Source organism: Streptomyces sp. NEAU-174 (assembly GCF_052665095.1).
This window is the reverse complement of record NZ_JBQTCE010000016.1, coordinates 48,493-69,580: the sequence shown is the minus strand read 5'-3', so window position 1 is coordinate 69,580 and position 21,088 is coordinate 48,493. Positions and strand designations below refer to the sequence as shown.

The following is a 21,088-nucleotide window of genomic DNA, read 5'->3' as shown; positions in this document are numbered from 1 at the left end:
GCTTCGGAGAGCTCCAGCCGAAGCAGCGGGGCTTCGGGCCGCTCGTCGGCGCCGCCGTCGCTTCACGGCACGGGATTGATCCCGCATTCCGCCGGTCGTAGCATCCGTCGAAGCGCTTGCGTGGAATCGATTCACTCCACGCCTTCCGTACGACATGGGACTCGGAAGGCTCGATGGCTCTGCGCTTGCCGGAAATCTCATCCGTGTGGGTGCCGGAAAGTATGTCCACGCTAGTCAGGCTGCATGTCGGTACTCGTGGAGGGTTCCGCGGAGTCGGTCGCGTCTGCGTACGTCCAGTTGGACGATCCGGTCCGGATCGTTGATCGGCGTAAGCCGTGATCCCAGAGGTGAGCCCTGGCCGAGATCCCGGTGCGGGCGATGGGTGTTGTAATGAATCTCGAACTCGCATAGCACGTTGATGAGATGGCGCTGGTTCCAGATAAGCGTCCGGTCGAGGAGTTCGCGTCGGCAGGTCGCTACCCAGCGTTCCATCACCGCGTTCATCCGCGGCATCATGACGCCGGTGAGCACGGTCTGGATCCCGGCGTCGGCGAGGATAGCGTCGAACACCTGCGGGTACTTCCCATCCCGATCGCGGATCAGGAACCGTGCCCGGCACCTGGCGTCCTCCAGGTCCATGACCGGATTGCGCGCCGCCTGGGCAACCCATGCCGCAGTCGGGTGCGCGGTCGCGCCCAGGACCCTGATGCGACGGCCGGCCTGCTCGATCACCGTCAGCACATATAGTCTCGCGCCGGTGAGGGTGACGGTCTCGAAGAAGTCGCACGCCAGCAGGGCATCGGCCTGTGAGCGCAAGAAAGCGGCCCATGCCGCGTCCGTGCGCTGCGGCGCCGGGTCGATTCCTGCGGCGCGCAGGATCTCCCAGACCGTCGAGGCTGCGACCTTGATCCCGAGCACTGTGAGCTCGCCGTGTATCCGGCGATACCCCCAGGTCGGGTTCTCCTTCGCCAGCCGGATCACGAGTAGCCGGATGGACCGGACCGTTCGCGGCCGACCCGTGCAATTTGGGCGTGAACGCACGGCGTGCCTGTGGCGCAGCAGGTCGCGGTGCCAGCGAAGTACGGTGTCCGGCGTCACCAGCAGTCGAAGCCGACGGAGGCGCTGCTTGGGAAGGCGATGGAGCAAGGCAGCAAGGAAAGTGCGGTCCTCGGGCGCGAACCGGGGGGGCGGACTCCGCCGAGCTGCCGCTCCAGCACGGCGAGTTGGTGCCGCAGCGCCAGGATCTCCACGTCCTTGTCCCGGTCGCTCAGCGGCAGCAGCCGTAGTGCGGCGAAGGCGTTCGTTACCGTCAGACAGGCCAGGAGCAGTAACACAATTGATCATTATGTCGGTCAACGCTGACGCGCCGAAACACCGCCCACCCGCCGTCGGCAAGACAACGTGATCCGTTCTTTCACCTGCACGGATGGACTTTTCGGCACCCACAGGGCCGTGAGCAGGGCCCGCGCGAGGACGAGGCGCTGGCGCTGACCGCCGGACAGGGCCCGGCCACCCTCGTCCAGGCGGGTGGCTCCAGGGTCAAGCAGACCCGGGTGTCAGGTCAGGAACGTGAAGAGCGGGCTGTCCGGAGGCACGCGCTCGATACGGTGCGGGACCTTGCCCATGCGGTCCAGCAGCGGCTCGAGGCCGTCAGGCGCACCGAGTTCGATGCCCACCAGTGCGGGGCCCGTCTCGCGGTTGTTCCGCTTTACGTACTCGAAGAGGGTGATGTCGTCCTCCGGTCCCAGCACGACGTCGAGGAACCGTCGCAGTGCGCCCGGTTCCTGCGGGAACTCGACGAGGAAGTAGTGCTTGCGTCCTTCGAAGAGCAGCGCACGTTCGACGATCTCGGCGTACCTGCTCACGTCGTTGTTGCCGCCCGAGACGACGCACACGACCGTCGCGCCGGGCTCCAGGCCCGGATCGCGGTCGAGCGCGGCGGAGGCCAGGGCGCCTGCCGGTTCGCTGATGATGCCGTCGGACTGGTAGAGGTCGAGCATCTCGACACAGATCCGGCCTTCCGGCACGGTGAGCATGCGAGGCGGCTGCTGGGCGACGACCGTATAGGTGTGACGACCGACGGTGCGTACGGCCGCTCCGTCGACGAAGGGATCGATGTCCGGCAGCGTCACGGGGCCTCCGGCGGCCAGGGCCGCGGCCATACTCGCCGCGCCCTGCGGTTCGGCGCCGATCATCTGGACGGTCGGGTGTGTCTCACGGAGCCAGGCGATGGCGCCGGCGAGCAGGCCGCCACCGCCCACGGGGACGATCACCGCGTCCGGAGCGCGGCCGAGCTGCTCGACGGCTTCCCTCACCACGGTGCCCTGCCCTGCGATGGTGCGCGGGTCATCGAAGGCGGGTACGAGGGTGGCTCCGGAAGCATGGGTGTATTCGATCGCCGCAGCGGCGGCGTCGTCATAGGTGTCGCCCTCGACGATCATCCGGACGTGCTCGCCGCCGAGTGCCCGCACCCGGTCCCGCTTCTGCCGGGGTGTCGTCCTCGGCAGGTACACCCGGGCGGGCACGCCCAAGGAGGCACAGGCCAGTGCGACGCCCTGGCCGTGATTGCCGGCGCTCGCACAGACCACACCTCGCCGGCGTTCGGCCGCGGACAGCTGCGCGATGAGGTTGTAGGCGCCGCGCGCCTTGTACGACCGTACGGCCTGCTGGTCCTCCCGCTTGAGCCACACGTCGAGTCCGTATCGCTCGGACAGCCGCTCGCTGCGGTGCAGGGGGCTCGGCCGGATCACCTCCGCGCACCGTCGTGCGGCCGCGACCACGTCCGATGCGTCCACGCCACCGGTCCCGCTGTGCTCAGTCACCCGTTTCTCCTGTCGTATTGTTGGGCGCATGGCAGCCCGAGGTAAGTCCGCCACGGTGGCGAACGAAGGGTCGAAGCAGGCTCCGCTGCTCGTCCTGGGAAAGATCTCCGAGATTCTCAACGCTTTCACACTGGCCCGGCCTTCTATGAGCCTGCGCGAGATCCAGCAGCAGACGGGACTGCCTGCTTCGACCGTGCAACGCCTGGTGACGAATCTGGTGGCGCACGGGTTTCTCGACCGCTCCGAGGATACGTTCCGGATCGGGGTGAAGATGGCCTACTGGGCGGCTGCCGCGGCAAAGGACCTCGACATCCTCCAGGTGATCAACCCCGCTCTGAAGGACCTTCGTGACCGGACCGGGGAGACCGCGTGCTTCTTCCGCTCCGAAGGCACCCAGCGGGTGTGCATCGCGGTCGCCGAGACATCGCACGCCCTTCGCCGGGAGATGTCGGTGGGGAAGATCGCCCCCATCACTGTGGGGTCGTCGGGGCGGGTGCTGCTGGCCTGGGATCCGGATCTCGCCGAGCGCGTGCTGCGGGAAGAGCTTCCGCAGCTGACCGAGAGCACGGTGACCGACCGGGACGAACTGCGCGGGCTGGTCCAGCAGACGCGTTCCGAGGGCTATGCCATCACGGTCGGCGAGCGCATCGACGGTGCGTCGGGGCTCGCGGCCCCGGTGTTCGATTCGGCCGGGGATCTGGTCGGGGCACTCATGGTTCACGGGCCGACGCTGCGCATGCCCTATGAGCGGTGCGTCGAATGGGTCGATCTGGTGGTGGAGCATGCCGAACAGGTCACCCGAGCGCTTGGGGGGCGGTATCCGGCCTGAGCCGCAGCCGTTGTCCGATGGCCCGGCCTGCGGCTTCCATGGCTGCCTCGTCGCTCGCCATGATGATGTCCATGAACTCCTCGCGCAGGGGCCCGAGATCCGGGCCGACGGATCCCGCCACGGCGAAGCACGCGGTGCCGGCCGAGCGGGCCAGCACGGCCGACACGATCTTCCCCTGACTGCTCTGCTCGTCGAGGCGCCCCTCCCCGACGACGACAGCTTCCGCATCGGCGAGGTGGTCGTCGAACGACAGCGCGTTCAAGACGTAGTCCGCACCCGATACCAGATCGGCGTCGAACCGTGCCCACATCGCCCCGGCGAAGCCTCCGGCAGCCCCGGTCCGTGGCACGTACGTCGGGTCGCGCGGCAGCTGTTTCGCCTGGTGATGCAGGCGCAGCGTCAGGGAGGCGATCTGCCCCATGTCCGCGCCCTTTTGCGGGCCGAAGACCCGCGCCGCTTCCGCGTAAGGGGTGGTGACGTCGGTCAGGACCGTGACCGGGGTGCCGCGCAGGCCACCGCACTCGTCGATCGCCCGCAAGGCCCCGAACCCGCCGTCGCTGGTGGCGGATCCGCCGGCGGCCACGACGATCTCGGTGACGCCGTGACGGGCGGCATCGGCCATCAGCATCCCGACGCCGTACGTGTCGGCGGCCACCGGATCCCGCGAGCCGTCGTGGGGGGCGTTGATCCCGCACACCTGGGCGAGCTCGATGTAGGCGGCGCCGGAGGGCGCGAGTGCGATCGTTCCGTCGCATACGGCGCCCCAAGGGTTGCGGGCCGGTGCGGCGCGGTGGCGCAGTCCGAGGGGGTCGGCGAGGACGGCGAGGGTTCCCTCGCCGCCGTCGGCCACGGGGACGAGCACGGGAACGGCCGGGGTCTGCGCCAGCCCCCGGCCGATCGCCGTGGCCACCTGCGGTGCGGTGTAGGTGCCCTTGAAGCTGTCGGGCGCCACGACGACCTTCATCGCCATGCCTCCGGGTTCACCGCATGGGCCGGCATCTCGCCCCGCGCCATGGCGACCGCGTTGTTCGCGCAGACCTCGGCCATGGTGGCGCGGACGGAGCGGGTGGCGCTGCCGACGTGGGGCAGGAGGGTGGTGTTGGGCAGGTCGGCGAGGCCATCGGCGAGTACGGGTTCGTCCTCGTACACATCGAGTCCGGCGCCGGCGATCTCACCTGAGCGCAGCGCCTCGACGAGTGCCTTCTCGTCCACCACGGGCCCGCGGGAGGTGTTGACGAGGCAGGCCGTCGGCTTCATGGCGCGAAGGGTCTTCTCGTCCACGAGATGGTGTGTGGCGTCGGTCAACGGGACGTGCAGCGAAAGGAAGTCGCTGGTGCGCACCAGGTCGTCCCACTCGGCGAACCGCACCCTGTCGGCGAGGTGTCCGAGCCGCTCGGGAGGTACGGGTCCGCTGCGTGCGGTGTAGCGCACGGTCATGCCGAACCCGAGGGCGCGTTCAGCCGTCGCCCGGGCGATCCGTCCGAAGCCGACGAGTCCGAGTGTGGCCCCGCTGACGTCGCTTCCGAGGAGCAGCTCGGGCTGCCAGCCCTGGTATATCCCCGCGCGCAGGAAGCGGTCCGCCTCCACGCAGCGCCGTGCCGTGGCCAGTAGGAGAAGCATGGCGATGTCGGCGGTGGCGTCGGTGAGGACACCGGGCGTATTGCCCACGAGGATTCCGCACCGCGTGGCGGCTGCCACGTCGACGTTGTCGTATCCGACCGCGTAGTTGGAGATCCCCTTGACCTTCGCGTCTTCCAGTACGGCCCGGTCGAACACATCGGTCAGCTGGGCGACGACGACGTCGACGTTCCCCGAGGAGCATTCCCGGCGCAGTTCGCCCGCGGACAGTTGCCGGTCGGGTACGTACACCTCACCGGCCGCCCGGAGAATGTCCATTCCGGGAGCCGGGATGGGGGTTGTCATCAGGAACTTCATCGGCACACCTGCGCATCCGGTGCCGCCACGGCCCATTCGAACGCGGTGGTGCTGGAGTGCGCCGCCTGACCTGCCCTGGAGCGGTTTGGCTCGTCCAGCTCTGCCAGCAGCCCGTCGGCCAGTTCGACCACGGCGCCGAAGGTATCCGGCGTCAGCCAGTCGGGACGCAGTGCGAACAGCAGATCTTCCGTCGCGGCGTTCCCGCTGGCACCGGGTGCGAACGGGCAGCCGCCGAGGCCGCCGAGCGCGCCGTCCAGTTCGCTCGCTCCGGCGGCCACCGCGGCCAGGGAGTTGGCGACGCCCATTCCCCACGTGTCATGCCCGTGGTAGACGATCCGCCGCGCGGGCGATCGCGTGGCCACTGCGGAGACCAGGCTGCTCACCTGAGTCGGTACGGCCTGACCGAGGGTGTCGCACAGCACGATGTCCTCAGCTCCCTCCGTACGGGGGTCGTTGGCGATCCGGAGCACCGTTTCCTCCGGGACGGCTCCGTCGAACGGGCAGGTGAACGCCGTGGCGACGCAGAGCTGAATGCGCCCGCCGACCGAGCGGGCGTGCTCGATCGCCGCCGGCATGGCCGCGAGGCTGTCCTCGGTCGACCGGCCGATGTTGGCCTGGTTGTGACGGTCGGACGCCGACAGGCAGTACTGGAAGTTCACCGCGCCCGCCATCGCCGCCTTCTGGACGTGCCGTGGAGTGGCCACCCAGACCCAGGACCGGGCAAGCTCGTCCGGGCTGAGGCGTGCGATCACCTCCAGCGTATTGGCCATGGGCGGGACGAGCGTCGGATTGGCGAGCGAACCGATCTCCACGCTGGGGACGCCGAGAGAAAGAAGTTCGCGGACGACGGCCACCTTGCGGTCGGTGGACAGAGGCTTGCCGGTGAGCTGGAGGCCGTCGCGCAGCGTCACATCGCGCAAAGTCACAGGGGCACTCATGACGTCTTCTCCATCTCCATGATGATCGCGTCGGTCTCCTCGTCGTCCTTGCCGAGCAGGTCGGTGAGCACCTGCCGGGTGTGCTCGCCGAGGTCGGGGCCGAGGGATCGGACAGGCAGGGACTTCTCGCCGAGGACGGGGACGATGCCGGGGAATCCGACCTCTTGGGGCTCGTCTGCGGCTATGTGGACCGGCAGCCGCTGGATCATGCCGCGGGCAGCGAATTGCTGGTCCTCACAGATGTCCGCCGCGGTGTAGATCGGGCCCGCCGGGACGCCTGCGGCATCGAGGACCGTGAGCACCTCGTCACGAGGAAACGTCCTGGTCCATGTGTTGATCGCACTGTCGAGTTCGTCACGACGGGCCCATCGCTCCGCGTTGGTCTGCAGTCCGGGATCGTCGGCGAGATCGGGACGGCCGATGGCCCGCATATAGCGCCGGAAGATCGCGTCGCCATTACCGGCGATCACCACGCTGTGCCCATCCCCGCATTCGTACGCGTTGGTGGGGGCGATGCCCTCCATCCTGCCGCCGACCCGTTGCCGTTCGAGGCCGTAGGCGAGGTAGTCAGGAACAAGGGATTCCATCATCGAGAAGACAGCCTCGTGCAAGGCGACATCCACCGTTCGCTCCGACAACGGCGCCTTCGTGGGAACCCGTTCGCGCTGTAGGAGCGAGACCACGGCGCCGAACGCCGCGTACAGACCCGCGATCGAATCGCCGATGGACACCCCGACCCGGGAGGGCGGGCGGTCGGCTTCCCCGACCAGGTGGCGCAGACCGCCCATGGCCTCGGCCACCGCGGCGAACCCCGGGCGGTCCGACAGAGGCCCGGACTGACCGAACGCGGAGATGCGGGCCAGCACGATATCGGGGTTGGCCTCCTCGAGGGCTGCGGGGCCGAGTCCCCAGCGCTCCAGCGTGCCGGGGCGGAAGTTCTCGATCACGACATCGCATCGCCGCACCAGGTCCAGCACGGTCGCCCGGCCGCGATCCGTCTTCAGGTCCAGCACCACCGACTTCTTGTTGCGATTGATGGTGCGGAAAAGCATCGAGACATCACCGGCGTAGAGCCGCCAGTTCCTCAACTCGTCCCCGGTACGAGGGCGTTCAACCTTGATCACCTCGGCACCGAAGTCCGCGAGCAGCCGCCCGGCGGTGGGGCCCGCGATGTAGTTGCCGAGTTCGAGCACACGCACTCCGTGCAGTGGCAACTGTGTGCTGCGGTTGGTCATGGTGTCCTAACGTCAGGTGGATGGTGGTGGGGATCAGAGGATGGCGCTCAGCACGAGGATCGGGCCCATCGCGACGACGGAGGCGACGGAGACCCCGACCGAGCAGGTCTTGAGGGTGCCGCGGGTGGTCTGGCCCATCAGAGACTGGAGCAGCCAGAAGGTGTTGCTGGTCAGGTGCACGAAGAACAACGATCCGGCTCCGGCAGACAGCGCGATCAGTACGGGATCGAGACCCAGCGTGGGGGCTACCGGCGCGAGCAGGCCGGCGGCAGTGATCGCGGAGATCGTCACCGAACCGACCGCGATGTGCAGCACGGCGGCCACCAGCCAGACCACCAAAAGCGGAGCCCAGGTGTTGGCCTTGAAGTATTCCCCGAGGATGTCCCCCAGCCCGCAGGCGGCGATCACCGCTGCGAGACAGCCTCCGACGCCATTGAGGAGGAGGATCTGTCCGCTGTCGCGCATGCCCTTGCTCAGCGCCGCGTCCACGCGGGGCTGCCCGAGGTAGCGCCGGGCGACGAGGCAGGTGGCGACCAGGCCGAGCACGAGGGCCACGACCGGGCTGGAGAACAATTTCACGAAGGGGTTGTGCCACCCTGCCACCTCGGCAAGGGCTCCGGTGGCAATGAAGAGGAGGGAGACCAGGAGGGGCGAGAAGAGCAGGAGGAGTCTGGGCTGCGGCCGGGTGCGGGCCTTCACCTCCACCGCTGTCATGGTTCCGCCGCCAGGTGTGTTCTGGCCGACGGGGTGCGCGTCGTCGGCCGCACCGCCGTCCGCGGGCGCGCTCGGCGCCGAGCCGGAAACGTCCTCTTCATCGAGCGCCGGGTTCCACCAGCCGCGCGTCAGCGCGAAGTTCATCACGGCGATGGCGATGGTCACGGTCGGGATGACCACGATGAGTCCGTACAGCAGGTACGTGCCGAGGGGCACGTGAAGGAGCGCGGCGAGCGCCAGCGCTGCGGCACCTGGGACTGTGAAGACGATGCCGCACTCCAGCCCGATGGCCAGGGCAGTGGCCATGCGGGCGGTTCCGTACCGGCCGAGCTTGGAGGCTATGCCCTTGGCCAGCGGCCCGGTGATCACCAGCAGCACGTCCAGATAGATGGACTGCAGGAAGGTCGTGATCGTCAAGGCCATCGCGTAGGGGATCCGCTTCGGGCCCGCGACGCGCAACAGGGTGTCGACGAGCCGCTCGATAGCTCCCAGCTCGCGTAGGAGGGCTCCGATGAGTACGCCGAACGCGATCAGGAGTCCGATGTCGGCCATGACGTCGCCGAACCCCTTGGTGATGGTCTCCACGGTCTTGTCGACCCCGAGGCCGGTCGCGAGACCGAGATAGCAGGCGCCCAGAACCAGGGCGACCACAGGATTCATCCGCAGCCGCACGATCATGAACACGATGGCGATCACGGCGATGGCCGTGTTGAGCAAGATTGCGGTATCCGACATGCCTACCGTCCGGTTTGGTGCGGAGTGGGACGTATACGAAGCCGGCGGCTCGACCCGGTGGCCCGCATTATGAGCACGGACCCACAATGCGGGTCAACAGTCTGGAAACATCAAGTCGCGCAGGTGGGAACGGCAGCCGCGAGCGAGGGCGCTCGCGAGCTCGACGCACCGGGCCCAACTACCGCGATCTCAGCCCCTGCCCGGCGGCGTGCGACACACCGCCTTGATGGGCTACGTCGGAGAATGGGCCAGCAATCCCTCGCACGCAGAGCCGCCAACATCGCCCCCACCCAGAACGGCTCACTCGGAACCCACCGCACCCTCGCCGCCCACCTTGCACCGCGCCGCGACCGTCATCCGGCTGCGATCCTGTGCCGTTCAGAAAGCATCACTGCAGGCCATAGAGGGTCTGACCTCTGCGGACGCACTGAGACCACCCTCAGATGATCAGCGCTGGTGTATCGGGACACCGCTTCCGGCCCTCACGAGGTGAGCCGGCGGCTCTTACTCGTCGTCGGCACGGTTGGCAGCGTAGGGATGGAGGGGGCGGCCAGGACTGAAAGAGGTGAACCAATCCTCGGTACCCGTAGGGGCGATGCCGAGGTCGGCAACGGCCGGGTCCTGGTCGATGCCGTCCATCGCGGGGTTGTAGAGCAACTCATGGTCGAGGTCTTCGAAGACGTTCTCGCGGAAGGCAAGGCGTCGAGTGCTGCGCGGACGCCATGGCCAAGGAGGCCGCAGCGGTCGAGGGTGGCCCCGGTGGTCTCCAGCAAGAGCCGGAGAAGGAGTTCCTCAGCGACGCAACGGAGTTGCCCGAAATCCGGTCGGCACAGCCGCTCGGTGAGCATGACTGCGACAACAAGGAGCCTGCGGGCGAACAGCGGCGTGTAGCGGTGGGCGAACTGGGGTGGAAGTCCTCCGAGTTGAAGCAGCCCATCCTGGCACTCAGCCACGCTCGGGCTGTAGCCAAGAGTGTCGATGTCCTCGAAGAGTTCGTCGATCAGCAGATCGAGGGAGTACACCATCGCGCCGGCGGCAAGCTCGGCGTCCTTGCGCGCGACACCAGTACCTCCTGACCGTCGAGGTCCTGGGCGGTCAGGTGGCCGAAGGTGGCGAGACTGACGCCGGCAAGCTGCGGCACGAGCGCGCGCATGGATGCCCCCGTCTTCTCGCCCTTCGTCTCGACTGTCGGTGCTCGATTCGGTTTGCTGTAGCGATGCGCCGTGTCGAGCGTTGCCGGGTCGGCCGCGGGGCCCTCCGGCTCCTGGGCGGCCACCGGGCCTTCCCCGCCGACGTCGAAGCGCAGCCGGCCCTCGCACGCGTCGACCGTCCATTCGGCGAGCGGATCATTGTGTTCGAGGATCTCGGCGATGACGGCTTCCACGGCGACCTCCAGTGCCGGGGCGTCGATGAAGACCTTCAGCAGGGCGCCCGCGGGGTGAGCGCCGATGACGTGGTCGGTGATCTCGACGGCCTCGCCTCTTCGCCCTCGATGAATAGGTGATCACCATGCGCGCCCACGAGGCCGTGGGGCGCGTCTACCGCCGCTGCGGATGCCGCGACAAGCAGCGCCGCCAGCTCGGCGCCCACTGCCCCCAGCTGATCTCCGATCCCGCCCACGGGACCTGGACCTTCGCCGTCGACCTTCCCGCCACCGAGCCCGGCGGGCACAACCGCACCGTGCGCCGTGGCGGCTTCCCCACCGAGGACGACGCCCGCACCGCCCTGCGCCGCTACCGCGCCGGCCGCCGGATCGGCATCAGCGCCGACCCGAACCAGACCGTCGCCCACTACCTGACCCAGTGGCTCACGGCCAAACGACTGCGGCTCAAGCCCACCACATGGGTCCGCTACCGCGACTACGTCCACCACGACCTGATCCCGGCCCTCCGCCCGATCCGCCTGGACGAGCTCGCCTACGAACACATCCACCACTTCGTACAGACCCAGCTCGACGCCGTCCGCCAGCACCGACTCCCCACGAACGTCGCCCGGCCCACCGTGATCCCGCGCCCGGCCTCCGTCGAGCGCACCATCTGGCCCCAGCCCAGGCCATCCGCTTCCTGCACCACTGCCACACCAATGATCCGGACTTCGCCGACCTGATCGAGTTCCTCATCGGCACCGGCCTCCGCAAAGGCGAAGCCCTCGGCCTGCACTGGGACGACGTCCACCTACACGCACACACCGTCTACGTCCGCTGGACCCTCTCGGCGATCGACAACAACAAGCTCGCGCTGACCCGCCCGAAGACCCGCAAGAGCGCCGAGGCGGCGGTACGGCGCCGGGCCCCGGGGCGGAGCGAGAAGCGGTACGACGTGTTCACTCGGCGAGTGGGGCCACCTTCCGCATCCACCGCCCCCGGCGTCACGGCGTCGGGGGCGGGGATCCGGCTCAGTCCGCGTCGAGCTCGCCGAGCAGGGCGATGGTGAGCTCGTCGACCGGGCGGGCCCCGGACCCGGTCTCCTGGCTGAAGGTGTTCACCATCATCACCACCGCCGTCCCGCTCTCCCGGCTGAACGCCGCGCAGGTGCTGAATCCGCCGGTGCTGCCGTTGTGCCAGGTCATGGTCCGGCCGCTGGGCAGCGGGCTGAGATGCCAGCCGAGGCCGAGCCGCAGGTCGCGGTCGACGGTGAAGTGAGGCCGCTGGGTCAGCTCGATGGCGGCCCGCAAGGGCGAGCGCTCCGGGCGGAGTTGGGCGCCCAGGAAGCGCAGCATGTCATCGGCGGTGCTGTAGATCGAGGTGCCCGCCGCGCTGAGCACCCGGTCGTGCCAGTCGGGAACGGCCTCCCCGTCGAGATGCCCGACGGCCTTGCGGGAGGCCATATCCGGCCGCAGGGTCGTCGTGGTGTCCGACAGACGGAGCGGCGCGGCCACCCGGCGCCACAGCATCGCGTCCACGGCGTCGAAGGCCAGCGCCTGGCCCAGCAGTCCGAAGCCGAGGTTCGCGTAGGCGTATGTGCTGCCCGGCTCGCTGTCCAGGGTTGTCTCGCAGAGCCCGGCGGCCAGGTCGTCCAGCGTGTAGCGGGCGTACGGATCGTGGGGATCCGCTCCGGCGAGGAGGTTGGGCGGCAGCGAGGGCAGACCGGAGGTGTGGGTCGCCAGATCGGCCAGGGTGATCCGCCGGGGGCCCTTGCGCGGGACGGGGAAGCGGGCGGGCAGGACGAGCGGTGCGTCGAGGCGGGTCTCGCCCGCGCAGACGGCGCGGGCCAGGGCGGTGGCGGTGAGTGTCTTGCCGATCGAGCCGAGCTGGAACACGGTCCGGCCGTCCGGTGCCGGTGCCTCCCCGTCCTTGGCCGCGCCCGCCACGTAGGGACGTCCGCCGTGGATAACCCCGCAGACCGCGCTCGGACTGCCGGCGGCGAGCGCCCGGTCCAGTTGACGCCGTACCCGCGCGGGCAGGGTCCCGTCGGCCGCGGCGGCGGTCCCGGGCAACAGCGATACGCCCGTCGCCGCCGTCGCCACGGTAAGAAATTTCCGTCGGTCCATGGGTCACTCCCCCGTCGTTCGGTTTCCTGTCGGCACCACGGTGGACAGCAGCACGAGCAGCGGCACCACCCTGCCCGGAGGCACCTGGTAGTGGCCGCGTCCCTCGGCCTGGAGCCAGCCGGCCGCCGTGAGCTGCTTGAGGTGGTGGTAGAGCTGGCCGGTGGTGTTCAGCCCGGCGGTCTCCTGCAGCTCGGCCGCGGAGCGGGTGCCGCGCAGCACCGCCCGCAGCAGGGTGAGCCGCACCGGGTGGCCCAGCGCGGCGTACGGCGCGGCGTGTTGGGACCAGTCCGCGTCGAGCAGCCCGTGCACCGCCGCGCCCTGCTGCCATTCGTAGTGCTCGCCGTTGGGCAGATCGACCGCGCCGGTGAACAGCACCTGCCCCTGCCCCGTGAGCCGTCGGCGCAGCCCCTCGAGCGCCCAGAACACCTCGTCCCGGTCTGCCTCCGGCGGCGCGGACTCCAGTCGCGTCACCCGCTCTTCGAGCGCGGCGACCCGCTCATCGAGGGACTCATCGGCCATGGATCGAGGTTACGTTATTACGGAATAACAGAGCAAGGGGATCGTTACGACAGCACCGCGACCCCATCCAGCTCCACCAACGCCGCCTCGTCCCACAGGCGTAGGACACCGATGACCGACGATGCGGCCATCACTGCTGGTCAGGGCCCTGCGGCCACGCATTGTGGGTGCCGATAAATCATCTAAATCATCCGCGCAGTTCAGGCCGCTCGCTGGTACTCGTGGAGGGTTCCGCCGAGTCGGTCTCGTCTGCGGACGTCCAGGTGGGCAAGCTGGGCTTGTTGCGTGATGGGGGGCGGGTAGCGGGCGGCAGGGAGCGGCTTGTTCCAGGGCTCTGTGCGGGCGGTGCTCGTTGTAGAAGGATTCATACCCGCGCAGGGCGTTGAGGAGGTGACCCTGGTTCCAGATCAGGGTCCGGTCCAGGAGTTCGCTGCGGCAGGTCTGTATCCAGCGCTCCATGAGCGAGTTCATCCGTGGTATCCGAATGCCGGTCGTGACGACCTTGAGACCGGCATCGGTCATCAGGGGGTCGAAGGCGGCTGTGAACTTCGAGTCGCGGTCTCGGATCAGGAACCGTGCCCTGCTGCCCGCGTCCTCGAGGTCCATGAGGAGGTTGCGTCCGAGCTGCACGATCCAGTACCCGGTCGGATGCGCGGTGACACCGAGGATCCTGATGCGACGGGTGGTGTGCTCGATGACGGCGAAAACATACAGGCGCGCCCCTGTCAGCGCTCGGACTTCGAAGAGATCGCAGGTGGGCTCGCCTGGTGTTGTAGTGCTCGGCGTACGTGGTGAGGACGGTACGGAGGTGTCGTTCGCCGGTGATGAGGAAGCGGTCGGTGCATTCGGCACGGGCTGTGCGTATCCATCGTTCCGCGAACGCGTTTGACCGGGGGCTCTGCGGCGGAGTCGGGATGACGGCTGCGCCGTTGCCGACGAAGACGGCGTCGAAGGCGGCGGTGAACTTGCTGTCCCGATCGCGGATGAGGAACCGGAAGCACCCAGCTCTGTCTTCGAGGTCCATGAGCAGGTTGCGGGCGAGCTGGGTGACCCATGCGCCCGTAGGGCGGGCGGTGACGCCCAGGACATGAACGCGCCGGGTGGCGACCTCCATGACGAAGAAGACGTAGAGGCGTTCGAAGAAGACGGTCTCCACGTGCATGAAGTCGCAGGCGAGCAGTGTGTGGGCCTGGGAACGGAGGAAAGTACGCCAGGTCTGCTGGGAGGCGCGCTGCGGTGCGGGCGGCAGGCCGGAGCGGCGCAGGACGCGCCGGATCGTGGCGGCGGCAACCCTATGGCCGAGCCGTCGGAGTTCGCCTTGGATCCTGACGTATCCCCAGGTCGGGTTCTCTCGCGCCAGGCTCTGGATGAGCGTGACCGTCTCTTCCGCCAGCGGTGGTCGGCCGGGTCCGGTTGGGGTCTGGCGCCATTTCCAGCGCACGAGACGTCGGTGCCAGTTCAGCAGCGTGCCGGGGGTAACCAGCCGGTGGCGGCGCAGGGCGGGTGGCAGGTGCCGTGCGAGAGCGGAGAGCACGGCACGATCAGCCCATGAGAGTCGTGGACGCTCGATCTGCCGGCGCAGGACGGCGACCTCATGGCGAAGCGCGAGGATCTCGGCGTTCTTCGCGGCTGTCGACCGGCCCAGCAAGAGGAGGACGCCCAGTAGTCGGCAGAAGATCAGGTAGAGCAGTCGCAGACCCACGATCAGTGATCGTGCCCATACTTGGGCGAACGAAAAGCTCCAGGTCAACCACCGCGCGGTAATAAAGACACCCTTCAGGCATCATCGCCTGCGACTTCCTGCACATCGACCTGGTCGATCTCCGTCGGGTCTTCGCGCTGGTCTTCCTCGAGGACGGCACGCGCCGCCTGCACATCGCCGGCGTGACCGCTCACCCCACCGCGCAGTGGACGGTACAGCAAGCCCGTAACCTCACCGCCGACCTGGGTGTGCGCTTCGAATCGCTGCGCTTCGTGCTCCGCGACCGGGACAGCAAGTACACCGAATCCTTTGACGCGGTCTTCGCGTCCGAGGGCATCGAGACCCTGAAGACCGCGCCGCAGCCCCCACGGATGGACTCCCACTGCGAAAGGGCCATCGGGACACTGCGGCGCGAGCTCCTCGATCACCTGCTGCTCCTGAACGAGGCCCACGCGCGAGGCGTGCTCGACGTCTATGCCGTCCACTACAACAGTCATCGCCCTCACCAGGCCCGGGGACAGCTTCCTCCTCTTGACCAGGAGCGCCCCGCGCCCTCGACCGACCTGACTGCGCACCGGCTCCTCCGCACCCGAGTACTAGGCGGTGTCGTCAACGGGTACAGATACGTGGCTTGACCAGCAGCGATGACTTTCTGAACGGCACACGTGTCCCGACCGGCCGATCGGCCACGCCACGCCTCGTCCTCCAAGCCACTCGGCAGCATGCCGCCGAGCCCGACGCTGCGCCACAGCCGGAAGGCCCGGGGTGAGAGCCACTTCACGTCCGAGGTCTTCACATCCGAGGTCTTCACGTCCGACGGCGAGGCCAGCGTCACCGGGTTCGCCGGTACGACGCCACCCTTGGCCGCGATCCCGTACAGCAGCTTCAGCTCGGCCTGCTCCTTCGCCCACGTCCCGCCATCGACCGGGGCCGGATTCGTCGCTCCTCGCCGACGCCAGTCCTCCCAGTCCTCCCAGTCCTCCCAGTCCTCAACATCGTCCTCCGACGCCTCGTCCCAGTTCAGCTCGGGCTGCCACAGGAACGTGAAAAACAGCCGGTAGAGCGGGGCGTACGTGACCTGAGTGCCCCGCGCCTTGGCCGAGAACGCCGAGCGTCGGAGGCACTCACTCAGCCGAGGATCGACCCGGCCCTCCGGCGAGATGAGGATCGGCTGCCGCTCGCGCAGCCCGAGCGCCCCCTCGCGATCCTTCAAGTCCTCCCACCCGGGGACAGGCCGATCCTCTTCCGGGGTGCCCCCATCTCTGACCCAGAACAGCCGCCATTCATACGCCACTTGACTTCCTCAGCCGCAACACGACCTGAGGCAACGCAGCGTATGTCCACAGAACATCGCCATCTGCTGGCGTCGGCTCAAGAACCATCACGCGTGAGGCCAAGCGACAGCGGCTGTCTACAGCGAGACCTTCCGCTCCTCGGCCTTGAGGCCACGGAGCGTCCAAAGTCCATACAGAGCCAACAGCGGTTTGACGACCATCCACTCACCGGGGCGGTAGTCATCCGCGCGCACCAGCCTCCGTGCAAGATCGGGGCGCTGCCGCCGCAAGTACGCACGGGCCTTGAGCGCATGAGCCGGCTGAGAGGCGATCTTGATGCGATCCACGTCTTCAAGCAGTGGGATCACGTTCGTGATGTTCTCCCACGTCGTCGCGCTTTGGTCTTCGAGGAGCACCGTGCCATCGAACCCAAGCACCGACTTCGCGTAGTCAGCCATCAGATGGGCCTCCGTGGCGCCGCTGCTGGTCGCACCGCCGCTGAAGATCACGCGGGTTCCATTCGCACCGTCAGCGGCGATGGAGCGGATTCCAGCACTGACTCGCCATCGGTTGATCAAGTTCGCCGTCGCTTGGGGATTCCGGTACCCGCACACCACCACGGCCGTGGAGGCGCCCCCGCTATTCCCCACAAGGGCTCGAGACCAGCGCCAGTTCAACCACTCGCCCCAGGCCAGGGCTGCAACCCCAGCTATCGCCAGTCGTGTCCTTCGCCGCATGCGGCGACTCTAGGACACCTCGGTATCAGGCCGCCAAGGAACCAGCCACGCTACAGACGACGCATTCTGTTATGGGCCCTAACTGCAGCTCAAACCAGACCATCACCAGCACCGGGAGCGTCGAGGCTACCGCCCCGGCGCGCAGCAGTGGCAGCCGGAACAGGAAGAGATCCAGCATCGGGTGCGGCAACTGTTTCTGCCGCCGTACGAACAGCACCAGTGCGGTCAGCCCCACCGCGCGGGGCAGCACCTCCGCCTGTCCGACGCCTTCGTGGCTGAAGGAGATGATGTCGTAGGCGGTGCCCGGCATCCCCACGATCGACAGGATGTGCGAGGTGGCTTCCCACGGCCCTCGCTCCGACTCGGCCTCGTTGCGCAGCAACAGGGCCACGGTGGGCATTGCCATCACCGCTGCCGGCAGGTTGACCAGGAAAAGTGAGCCCCACCAGAAGTGGTGCAGCAGGAACCCGCCCACCATCGGCCCGAAGGCCGATGCCCCGGCCGAAGGCCGCGCTCCACGCCCCGATGGCCACCACGTGATCGCGGCCGTCGCCGAAGGTCTGCGGGATCAGCGCCAACGTGGCCGGGTTGATCATTGCCGAGCCGACCGCCAGTGTGGCCCGGGCCCCGACCGGGGCCAGCGGCCCGGGTGCCTCGGCGCACAGCGCCCAGGCCACTGCAAACGCCCCCAGCCCGGTCATCAGCAGCCGCTTGTGCCCGATCCGGTCGCCCAACGGCCCGGTGACCAGCACCAGCCCGACCATCAGAAGCGAGTAACACGTCCACGATCCACAGCAGCTCGGTTGGGGACGCGTCCAGTTCGTCCGCCAGGGTGGGGACGGCGATGGTGAGGATGGTGACGTCCATGGCGGCGGGCAGGAAACACATCAACACCACGGCCAGCACCAGCCGACGCCGGGCCGATCCGACGAGCAACATGTCAGTTGTGCAGCAGAGCCGGGGCGGTCCGCTCTCCGGCACCATGTACTCCACAGCCGGAAACGCGCCTCGGTGGTCTGCGAGCGCTGGCGATGGGCGGCAACCGGCTCACACCTGCGGAGGTGACCGGCCCGCTGGCCGTGGGCCGTAGCTCAGTTGAGCCGAGGGCCGTCCCGTAAGGCTCGGGCAATGAGGACGAGTAAGTTCCGGATCTGGCGCTGTTGACGGCGATCACCACTCGGCGGAGTCGCGGCTCAGAATCCCACCGTTCGGGAGACCGCCAGGCTCGCTGTCCGCAGCGCGATTCGAGCGGCTGCCTGGGTTCCGCCCTCAGCGGGCGCGACGAGTGACAGTGCGCCCAATAGGTCACCACGAGGGGTCAGGATCGGGGCGGCGATGGTCGACATCTCCGAGGGTCCGGTGCGGAGCGGATTGGGCCCCGTCATGGCACAGACGCCCTCCATACGGACGGTGGCCATGAGCCGACGGAGGTGACTGGCGTCGGATACACCGGCCAGTGCCTCGTCCCGCACCTGATCGGGAGCATGGGCCAGCAGGGCGATACCGATGCCGGTCTCGGTGAGAGGGAGGCGGCCGCCGACCCGGTACTTGACCGCTGCCGCGTCCCAGGCCGACAGGCGCTCGACGAGTACGGCCTCATGGCCGTCGCGTACTGCGAGGAGGATGTGCTGGCGGTGGCTACGGCATGGTGTTCATGGCGTGGGGGGTCGGATTCGGCTTCGCTGAGCAGGTCCAGCAGGGCTTGGCTGTCCGGAGCCGGGAGGGTGAACAGCCGGGTGCCCGGCAGGCTCGGTGTGGGGTCGGCCAGTTTCCACCCCGGACAGGAGGACTGCGTGATAGGCAAACAAGCCGTCGCACCCCGAAGAAAGTCCGGCTGATACCAGGTGTCGCGCTGGGTTCGGATGTGTGCGGTTGGAGTTACTTCGTGGCGAACCAGGACATACGGTCGGTGGCCTGGCTTCGCATGGGTTCGGGCAACTCCAGCGGCTTGAAGGTGACAGGCCAATCGGCCGGCCGGTAGCCCGCGTTCAGGTCGACGTGATGCAGTTCGAGCTCGACAAGCTTGCGTAGGACAACCTGGCTCGCCGGGAACGGCTCAAGGTGCAGGATGGTGACACTGGTCTTCCACGCGTCATCGGGTGTTGTGACGGCGGCGGCCCGGAATGCCGCCGCCGTCCGTTCAATGTCGGCTACTTGCTCGGCGACCGGTCGGCTCGCACCGTTCTCGATGGACGTGTCACGGGCTTCTTGACTCGCGTAGGCGGGGATGTCGGTCCCGGTGCGGACGGCCTCCAACAGGTTTCGGTGAGCCTCAGCGGCGCGGGCAATGTGGGTGAGGACGTGGCCGCGGGTCCAGCCGGACAGCAACGACGGTTCGCTGACCTGTTTGCAGGTCAGGCCGTCGGCCGTGGCAATCAGTTTGGCCGTCGCCTCGTCGATTTGGGTGAGTAGGTCATTCAGCCAGGAGTCCATGTCACAAAAATACCAAGGTATGTTCCATGCGGTGTTCCCCAGATCACGTGTGGTGGTGACGGTGCTGGGTCCGGACCCCGGCGCAGGTGGTGTACCGGCTGAGCGAGCACTGCGGATGCGACGCGGAGCACGAGGACGTCGCCGCCGAGATCACGGCGCGCGAGGACGCGCAAGTCGAGTACCGCCTCGGGGAGGCGTGCGATCTGGAGTGGATCGGGTCCGGCCTGGCCGATGTCGGTCTGGGCGTCGGCGCCGCGGTGGGCAAGAGGGACCCATGGAGCCCACCAAACCCCCGGCCAAGCAACCGACCGCCTCCCAAGGGCTGAGGAATCACGGGCTCTGACACGAAAAATAGAGTGCGTGCGGGTCAGGCCGTTGGGATGGGCTCGAACCGGACGGTGAGTCCGAGGCGGTTGGCTTCCTTGGCCATGCGTCGCATGGCGCGTTCGGGGTCGCGGCGGGTGAAGTAGTCGGCTCCGAGGTCCTGGTAGGTGGTCTTGTTGCGGAGGATGTGCCAGATCGCGATAGCGATCTTGTGCATCACGGCTACCTGGGCCCGCCGCCGACCGCGCCGGGCGGCGATGCGCCGGTAGTAGGCGCTGAGGTAGCAGTCCTTGTTCCGGATCGCCGCCATCGAGGCAACCCCCAGTACGCGTTTGAGGTTGCTGTTGCCCTGCCGGTGCGGCCGGACTTGTTGACACCGGCGGACTCATTCATCCCCGGGCAGACTCCGATCCAGGAGGCGAGGTGGCCGGCGGTGGCGAACTGCGCCATGTCACCGCCTGTTTCGGCGATGATGATCTGGGCGGCCGCGGGGCCGATGCCGGGGATGGTGTCGAGGCCGGCCACGTTCTGGTCGTGTCCCAGGCGGGCGAGTAGCGCGGTGATCCGGGCATCGATCCGGTCGGCCGCGGAGGTGAGGTGGTCGATCTCCTCCAGGTAGTGCCGGCACATGAACGCGTGGTGTTCGGTGAACTGCCCGTCCAGGGCCTCGATCAGCTCCGCCGATCTTGCTGCGGGCCCGGCGGACGGCGAGTTCGGCCAGGGCCCCAGGATCGCGCTCACCGTCGATGAGCGCGCTCAGGATGGCCCGGCCGCCGGCCCCGGTGATGTCGGAGAGTACCGAGGAGAGCTTCATCCCGGTGTCCTCCAGCTCCTTCTCCAGGCGCTGGGCCTCCTGCCCGCGGACGGTGACCAGTTCGGTGCGACGGCGGGTCAGGCCGCGCAGCTCGCGGATCTCCCGCTCGGGCACGAACGAGCCCATGACCATGCCCGAAGCCCCGGCCCGAGCCAGGAAGGCGGCGTCGCTGGGGTCGCTCTTGCGCCCGCGGATGCCCTTGAGGTGGGCCGGGTTGACCAGCATCAGGTTCAGATGCGGCTGCAGGGTGTAGTAGAGGTGGCGCCAGTAGTCCGAGGTGGCCTCGAGCACCACCACCTCGACCTGGCGTTCGAGCAGCCAGGCCAGCAGGCGGCGGATCCCGGCGGGGGTGGTGCCGAACCGCTCGGTCTCCAGGGACCAGGTGCCCACTCGCTTCGCGCCGGGGGTCCGTACGCAGGCCAGCAGGAACTTCTTGCCCAAGTCCACCCCTGCCGCCCGTAGATAGAGGACCTCGTCCTTCACATCCTGTCTCGTCACTGCCCTGCCCTGTTCCTTCCGCGTTGCACCGAGCGAGCGGGCGCCTGGAGGGATCCGGGAAGTCGTCGAATCCGACACACGCGCTCCGGG

General features: G+C 68.2%; 18 protein-coding genes and 7 pseudogenes. 6 read left to right on the top strand and 19 right to left on the bottom strand.

The window, feature by feature from the left end:
• Window positions 1-234 precede the first annotated feature (234 nt).
• Window positions 235-1,334, bottom strand: a pseudogene (locus ACT2CW_RS37155) (integrase core domain-containing protein).
• Between the two features lie 222 nt (window positions 1,335-1,556).
• Window positions 1,557-2,822, bottom strand: a complete 1,266-nt coding sequence (ilvA, locus tag ACT2CW_RS37150; RefSeq protein WP_445519754.1) for a threonine ammonia-lyase IlvA — start codon at window positions 2,820-2,822, stop codon at window positions 1,557-1,559.
• Window positions 2,823-2,850: 28 nt separating this feature from the next.
• Between ilvA and ACT2CW_RS37145 the strand changes: the two genes are divergently transcribed.
• Window positions 2,851-3,651, top strand: a complete 801-nt coding sequence (locus ACT2CW_RS37145; protein WP_414081585.1) for an IclR family transcriptional regulator — start codon at window positions 2,851-2,853, stop codon at window positions 3,649-3,651.
• On the opposite strand, the gene ACT2CW_RS37140 is transcribed toward ACT2CW_RS37145, so the two are convergent.
• The 6 genes from ACT2CW_RS37140 to ACT2CW_RS37115 form a co-directional block, all read right to left on the bottom strand.
• Window positions 3,617-4,621 (bottom strand): glycerate kinase family protein, encoded by a 1,005-nt coding sequence (locus tag ACT2CW_RS37140; protein WP_445519753.1) that lies wholly within the window; start codon window positions 4,619-4,621, stop codon window positions 3,617-3,619. The genes ACT2CW_RS37145 and ACT2CW_RS37140 overlap by 35 nt on opposite strands.
• Window positions 4,612-5,574 carry a 2-hydroxyacid dehydrogenase gene (locus ACT2CW_RS37135; RefSeq protein WP_445519752.1) on the bottom strand — a complete coding sequence of 321 codons (963 nt, stop codon included), beginning with the start codon at window positions 5,572-5,574 and terminating at the stop codon, window positions 4,612-4,614. The genes ACT2CW_RS37140 and ACT2CW_RS37135 overlap by 10 nt, the downstream gene beginning before the upstream one ends.
• An 8-nt stretch (window positions 5,575-5,582) precedes the next feature.
• Complete coding sequence (locus ACT2CW_RS37130) at window positions 5,583-6,524, bottom strand: hypothetical protein (protein ID WP_445519751.1); 942 nt, start codon at window positions 6,522-6,524, stop codon at window positions 5,583-5,585.
• Entirely contained in the window at window positions 6,521-7,759 is a 1,239-nt protein-coding gene (locus ACT2CW_RS37125; RefSeq protein WP_445519750.1) for a CaiB/BaiF CoA transferase family protein, read from the bottom strand. Before ACT2CW_RS37125 ends, ACT2CW_RS37130 begins: the two co-directional genes overlap by 4 nt.
• Window positions 7,760-7,792: 33 nt before the next feature.
• On the bottom strand, window positions 7,793-9,208 hold the full coding sequence (locus tag ACT2CW_RS37120; protein WP_445519749.1) for a GntP family permease: 1,416 nt from the start codon (window positions 9,206-9,208) through the stop codon (window positions 7,793-7,795).
• Between the two features lie 504 nt (window positions 9,209-9,712).
• A complete protein-coding gene (locus ACT2CW_RS37115; protein ID WP_445519748.1) occupies window positions 9,713-9,847 on the bottom strand; it encodes a hypothetical protein in 135 nt (44 codons plus the stop codon).
• Window positions 9,848-9,930: 83 nt separating this feature from the next.
• Here ACT2CW_RS37115 and ACT2CW_RS37110 point away from each other — a divergent pair, with 83 nt between their 5' ends.
• Window positions 9,931-10,284, top strand: a complete 354-nt coding sequence (locus tag ACT2CW_RS37110; RefSeq protein ID WP_445519747.1) for a hypothetical protein — start codon at window positions 9,931-9,933, stop codon at window positions 10,282-10,284.
• Here the strand turns inward: ACT2CW_RS37110 and ACT2CW_RS37105 are convergent.
• A complete protein-coding gene (locus ACT2CW_RS37105; protein WP_445519746.1) occupies window positions 10,209-10,592 on the bottom strand; it encodes a hypothetical protein in 384 nt (127 codons plus the stop codon). The genes ACT2CW_RS37110 and ACT2CW_RS37105 overlap by 76 nt on opposite strands.
• Before the next feature lie 125 nt (window positions 10,593-10,717).
• Between ACT2CW_RS37105 and ACT2CW_RS37100 the strand changes: the two genes are divergently transcribed.
• Both ACT2CW_RS37100 and ACT2CW_RS37095 read left to right on the top strand, forming a co-directional pair.
• The gene (locus ACT2CW_RS37100; protein WP_445519745.1) at window positions 10,718-11,314 is read left to right on the top strand and encodes a hypothetical protein; all 597 of its coding nucleotides are present in this window, start codon (window positions 10,718-10,720) and stop codon (window positions 11,312-11,314) included.
• On the top strand, window positions 11,245-11,640 hold the full coding sequence (locus ACT2CW_RS37095; RefSeq protein ID WP_445519887.1) for a tyrosine-type recombinase/integrase: 396 nt from the start codon (window positions 11,245-11,247) through the stop codon (window positions 11,638-11,640). Before ACT2CW_RS37100 ends, ACT2CW_RS37095 begins: the two co-directional genes overlap by 70 nt.
• On the opposite strand, the gene ACT2CW_RS37090 is transcribed toward ACT2CW_RS37095, so the two are convergent.
• From ACT2CW_RS37090 to ACT2CW_RS37075, 4 genes and pseudogenes are all read right to left on the bottom strand, one after another.
• The gene (locus ACT2CW_RS37090) at window positions 11,603-12,697 is read right to left on the bottom strand and encodes a serine hydrolase domain-containing protein (protein ID WP_445519744.1); all 1,095 of its coding nucleotides are present in this window, start codon (window positions 12,695-12,697) and stop codon (window positions 11,603-11,605) included. The two genes, ACT2CW_RS37095 and ACT2CW_RS37090, sit on opposite strands and share 38 nt — an antisense overlap.
• 3 nt (window positions 12,698-12,700) lie before the next feature.
• Window positions 12,701-13,216, bottom strand: a complete 516-nt coding sequence (locus tag ACT2CW_RS37085; protein WP_182470191.1) for an ArsR/SmtB family transcription factor — start codon at window positions 13,214-13,216, stop codon at window positions 12,701-12,703.
• Window positions 13,217-13,416: 200 nt separating this feature from the next.
• Window positions 13,417-14,020, bottom strand: a pseudogene (locus ACT2CW_RS37080) (integrase core domain-containing protein); the annotation flags it as partial.
• Window positions 14,021-14,030: 10 nt separating this feature from the next.
• Window positions 14,031-14,240: pseudogene (locus ACT2CW_RS37075) on the bottom strand (integrase core domain-containing protein); the annotation flags it as partial.
• Between the two features lie 755 nt (window positions 14,241-14,995).
• On the opposite strand from ACT2CW_RS37075, the pseudogene ACT2CW_RS37070 reads away from it, so the two are divergent.
• Window positions 14,996-15,553: pseudogene (locus ACT2CW_RS37070) on the top strand (integrase core domain-containing protein); the annotation flags it as partial.
• A 776-nt stretch (window positions 15,554-16,329) separates the two neighbouring features.
• Here the strand turns inward: ACT2CW_RS37070 and ACT2CW_RS37065 are convergent.
• The 5 genes and pseudogenes from ACT2CW_RS37065 to ACT2CW_RS37045 all read right to left on the bottom strand — a co-directional run bounded on the left by ACT2CW_RS37065 (window position 16,330) and on the right by ACT2CW_RS37045 (window position 19,362).
• Entirely contained in the window at window positions 16,330-16,929 is a 600-nt protein-coding gene (locus tag ACT2CW_RS37065) for a YdcF family protein (protein WP_445519743.1), read from the bottom strand.
• A 25-nt stretch (window positions 16,930-16,954) separates the two neighbouring features.
• Window positions 16,955-17,407, bottom strand: a complete 453-nt coding sequence (locus ACT2CW_RS37060) for a hypothetical protein (RefSeq protein ID WP_445519900.1) — start codon at window positions 17,405-17,407, stop codon at window positions 16,955-16,957.
• 73 nt (window positions 17,408-17,480) lie between these two features.
• Window positions 17,481-17,693: pseudogene (locus ACT2CW_RS37055) on the bottom strand (MFS transporter); the annotation flags it as partial.
• A 429-nt stretch (window positions 17,694-18,122) separates the two neighbouring features.
• Window positions 18,123-18,557 (bottom strand): annotated as a pseudogene (locus ACT2CW_RS37050) (IclR family transcriptional regulator domain-containing protein); the annotation flags it as partial.
• A 250-nt stretch (window positions 18,558-18,807) separates the two neighbouring features.
• Window positions 18,808-19,362, bottom strand: coding sequence for a maleylpyruvate isomerase family mycothiol-dependent enzyme (locus ACT2CW_RS37045; RefSeq protein WP_445519742.1), 555 nt, complete (start codon window positions 19,360-19,362; stop codon window positions 18,808-18,810).
• 86 nt (window positions 19,363-19,448) lie between these two features.
• On the opposite strand from ACT2CW_RS37045, the gene ACT2CW_RS37040 reads away from it, so the two are divergent.
• Window positions 19,449-19,688 carry a hypothetical protein gene (locus ACT2CW_RS37040; protein WP_445519741.1) on the top strand — a complete coding sequence of 80 codons (240 nt, stop codon included), beginning with the start codon at window positions 19,449-19,451 and terminating at the stop codon, window positions 19,686-19,688.
• Window positions 19,689-19,729: 41 nt separating this feature from the next.
• Here the strand turns inward: ACT2CW_RS37040 and ACT2CW_RS37035 are convergent.
• Window positions 19,730-20,983, bottom strand: a pseudogene (locus tag ACT2CW_RS37035) (IS110 family transposase).
• Between the last annotated feature and the right edge of the window lie 105 nt (window positions 20,984-21,088).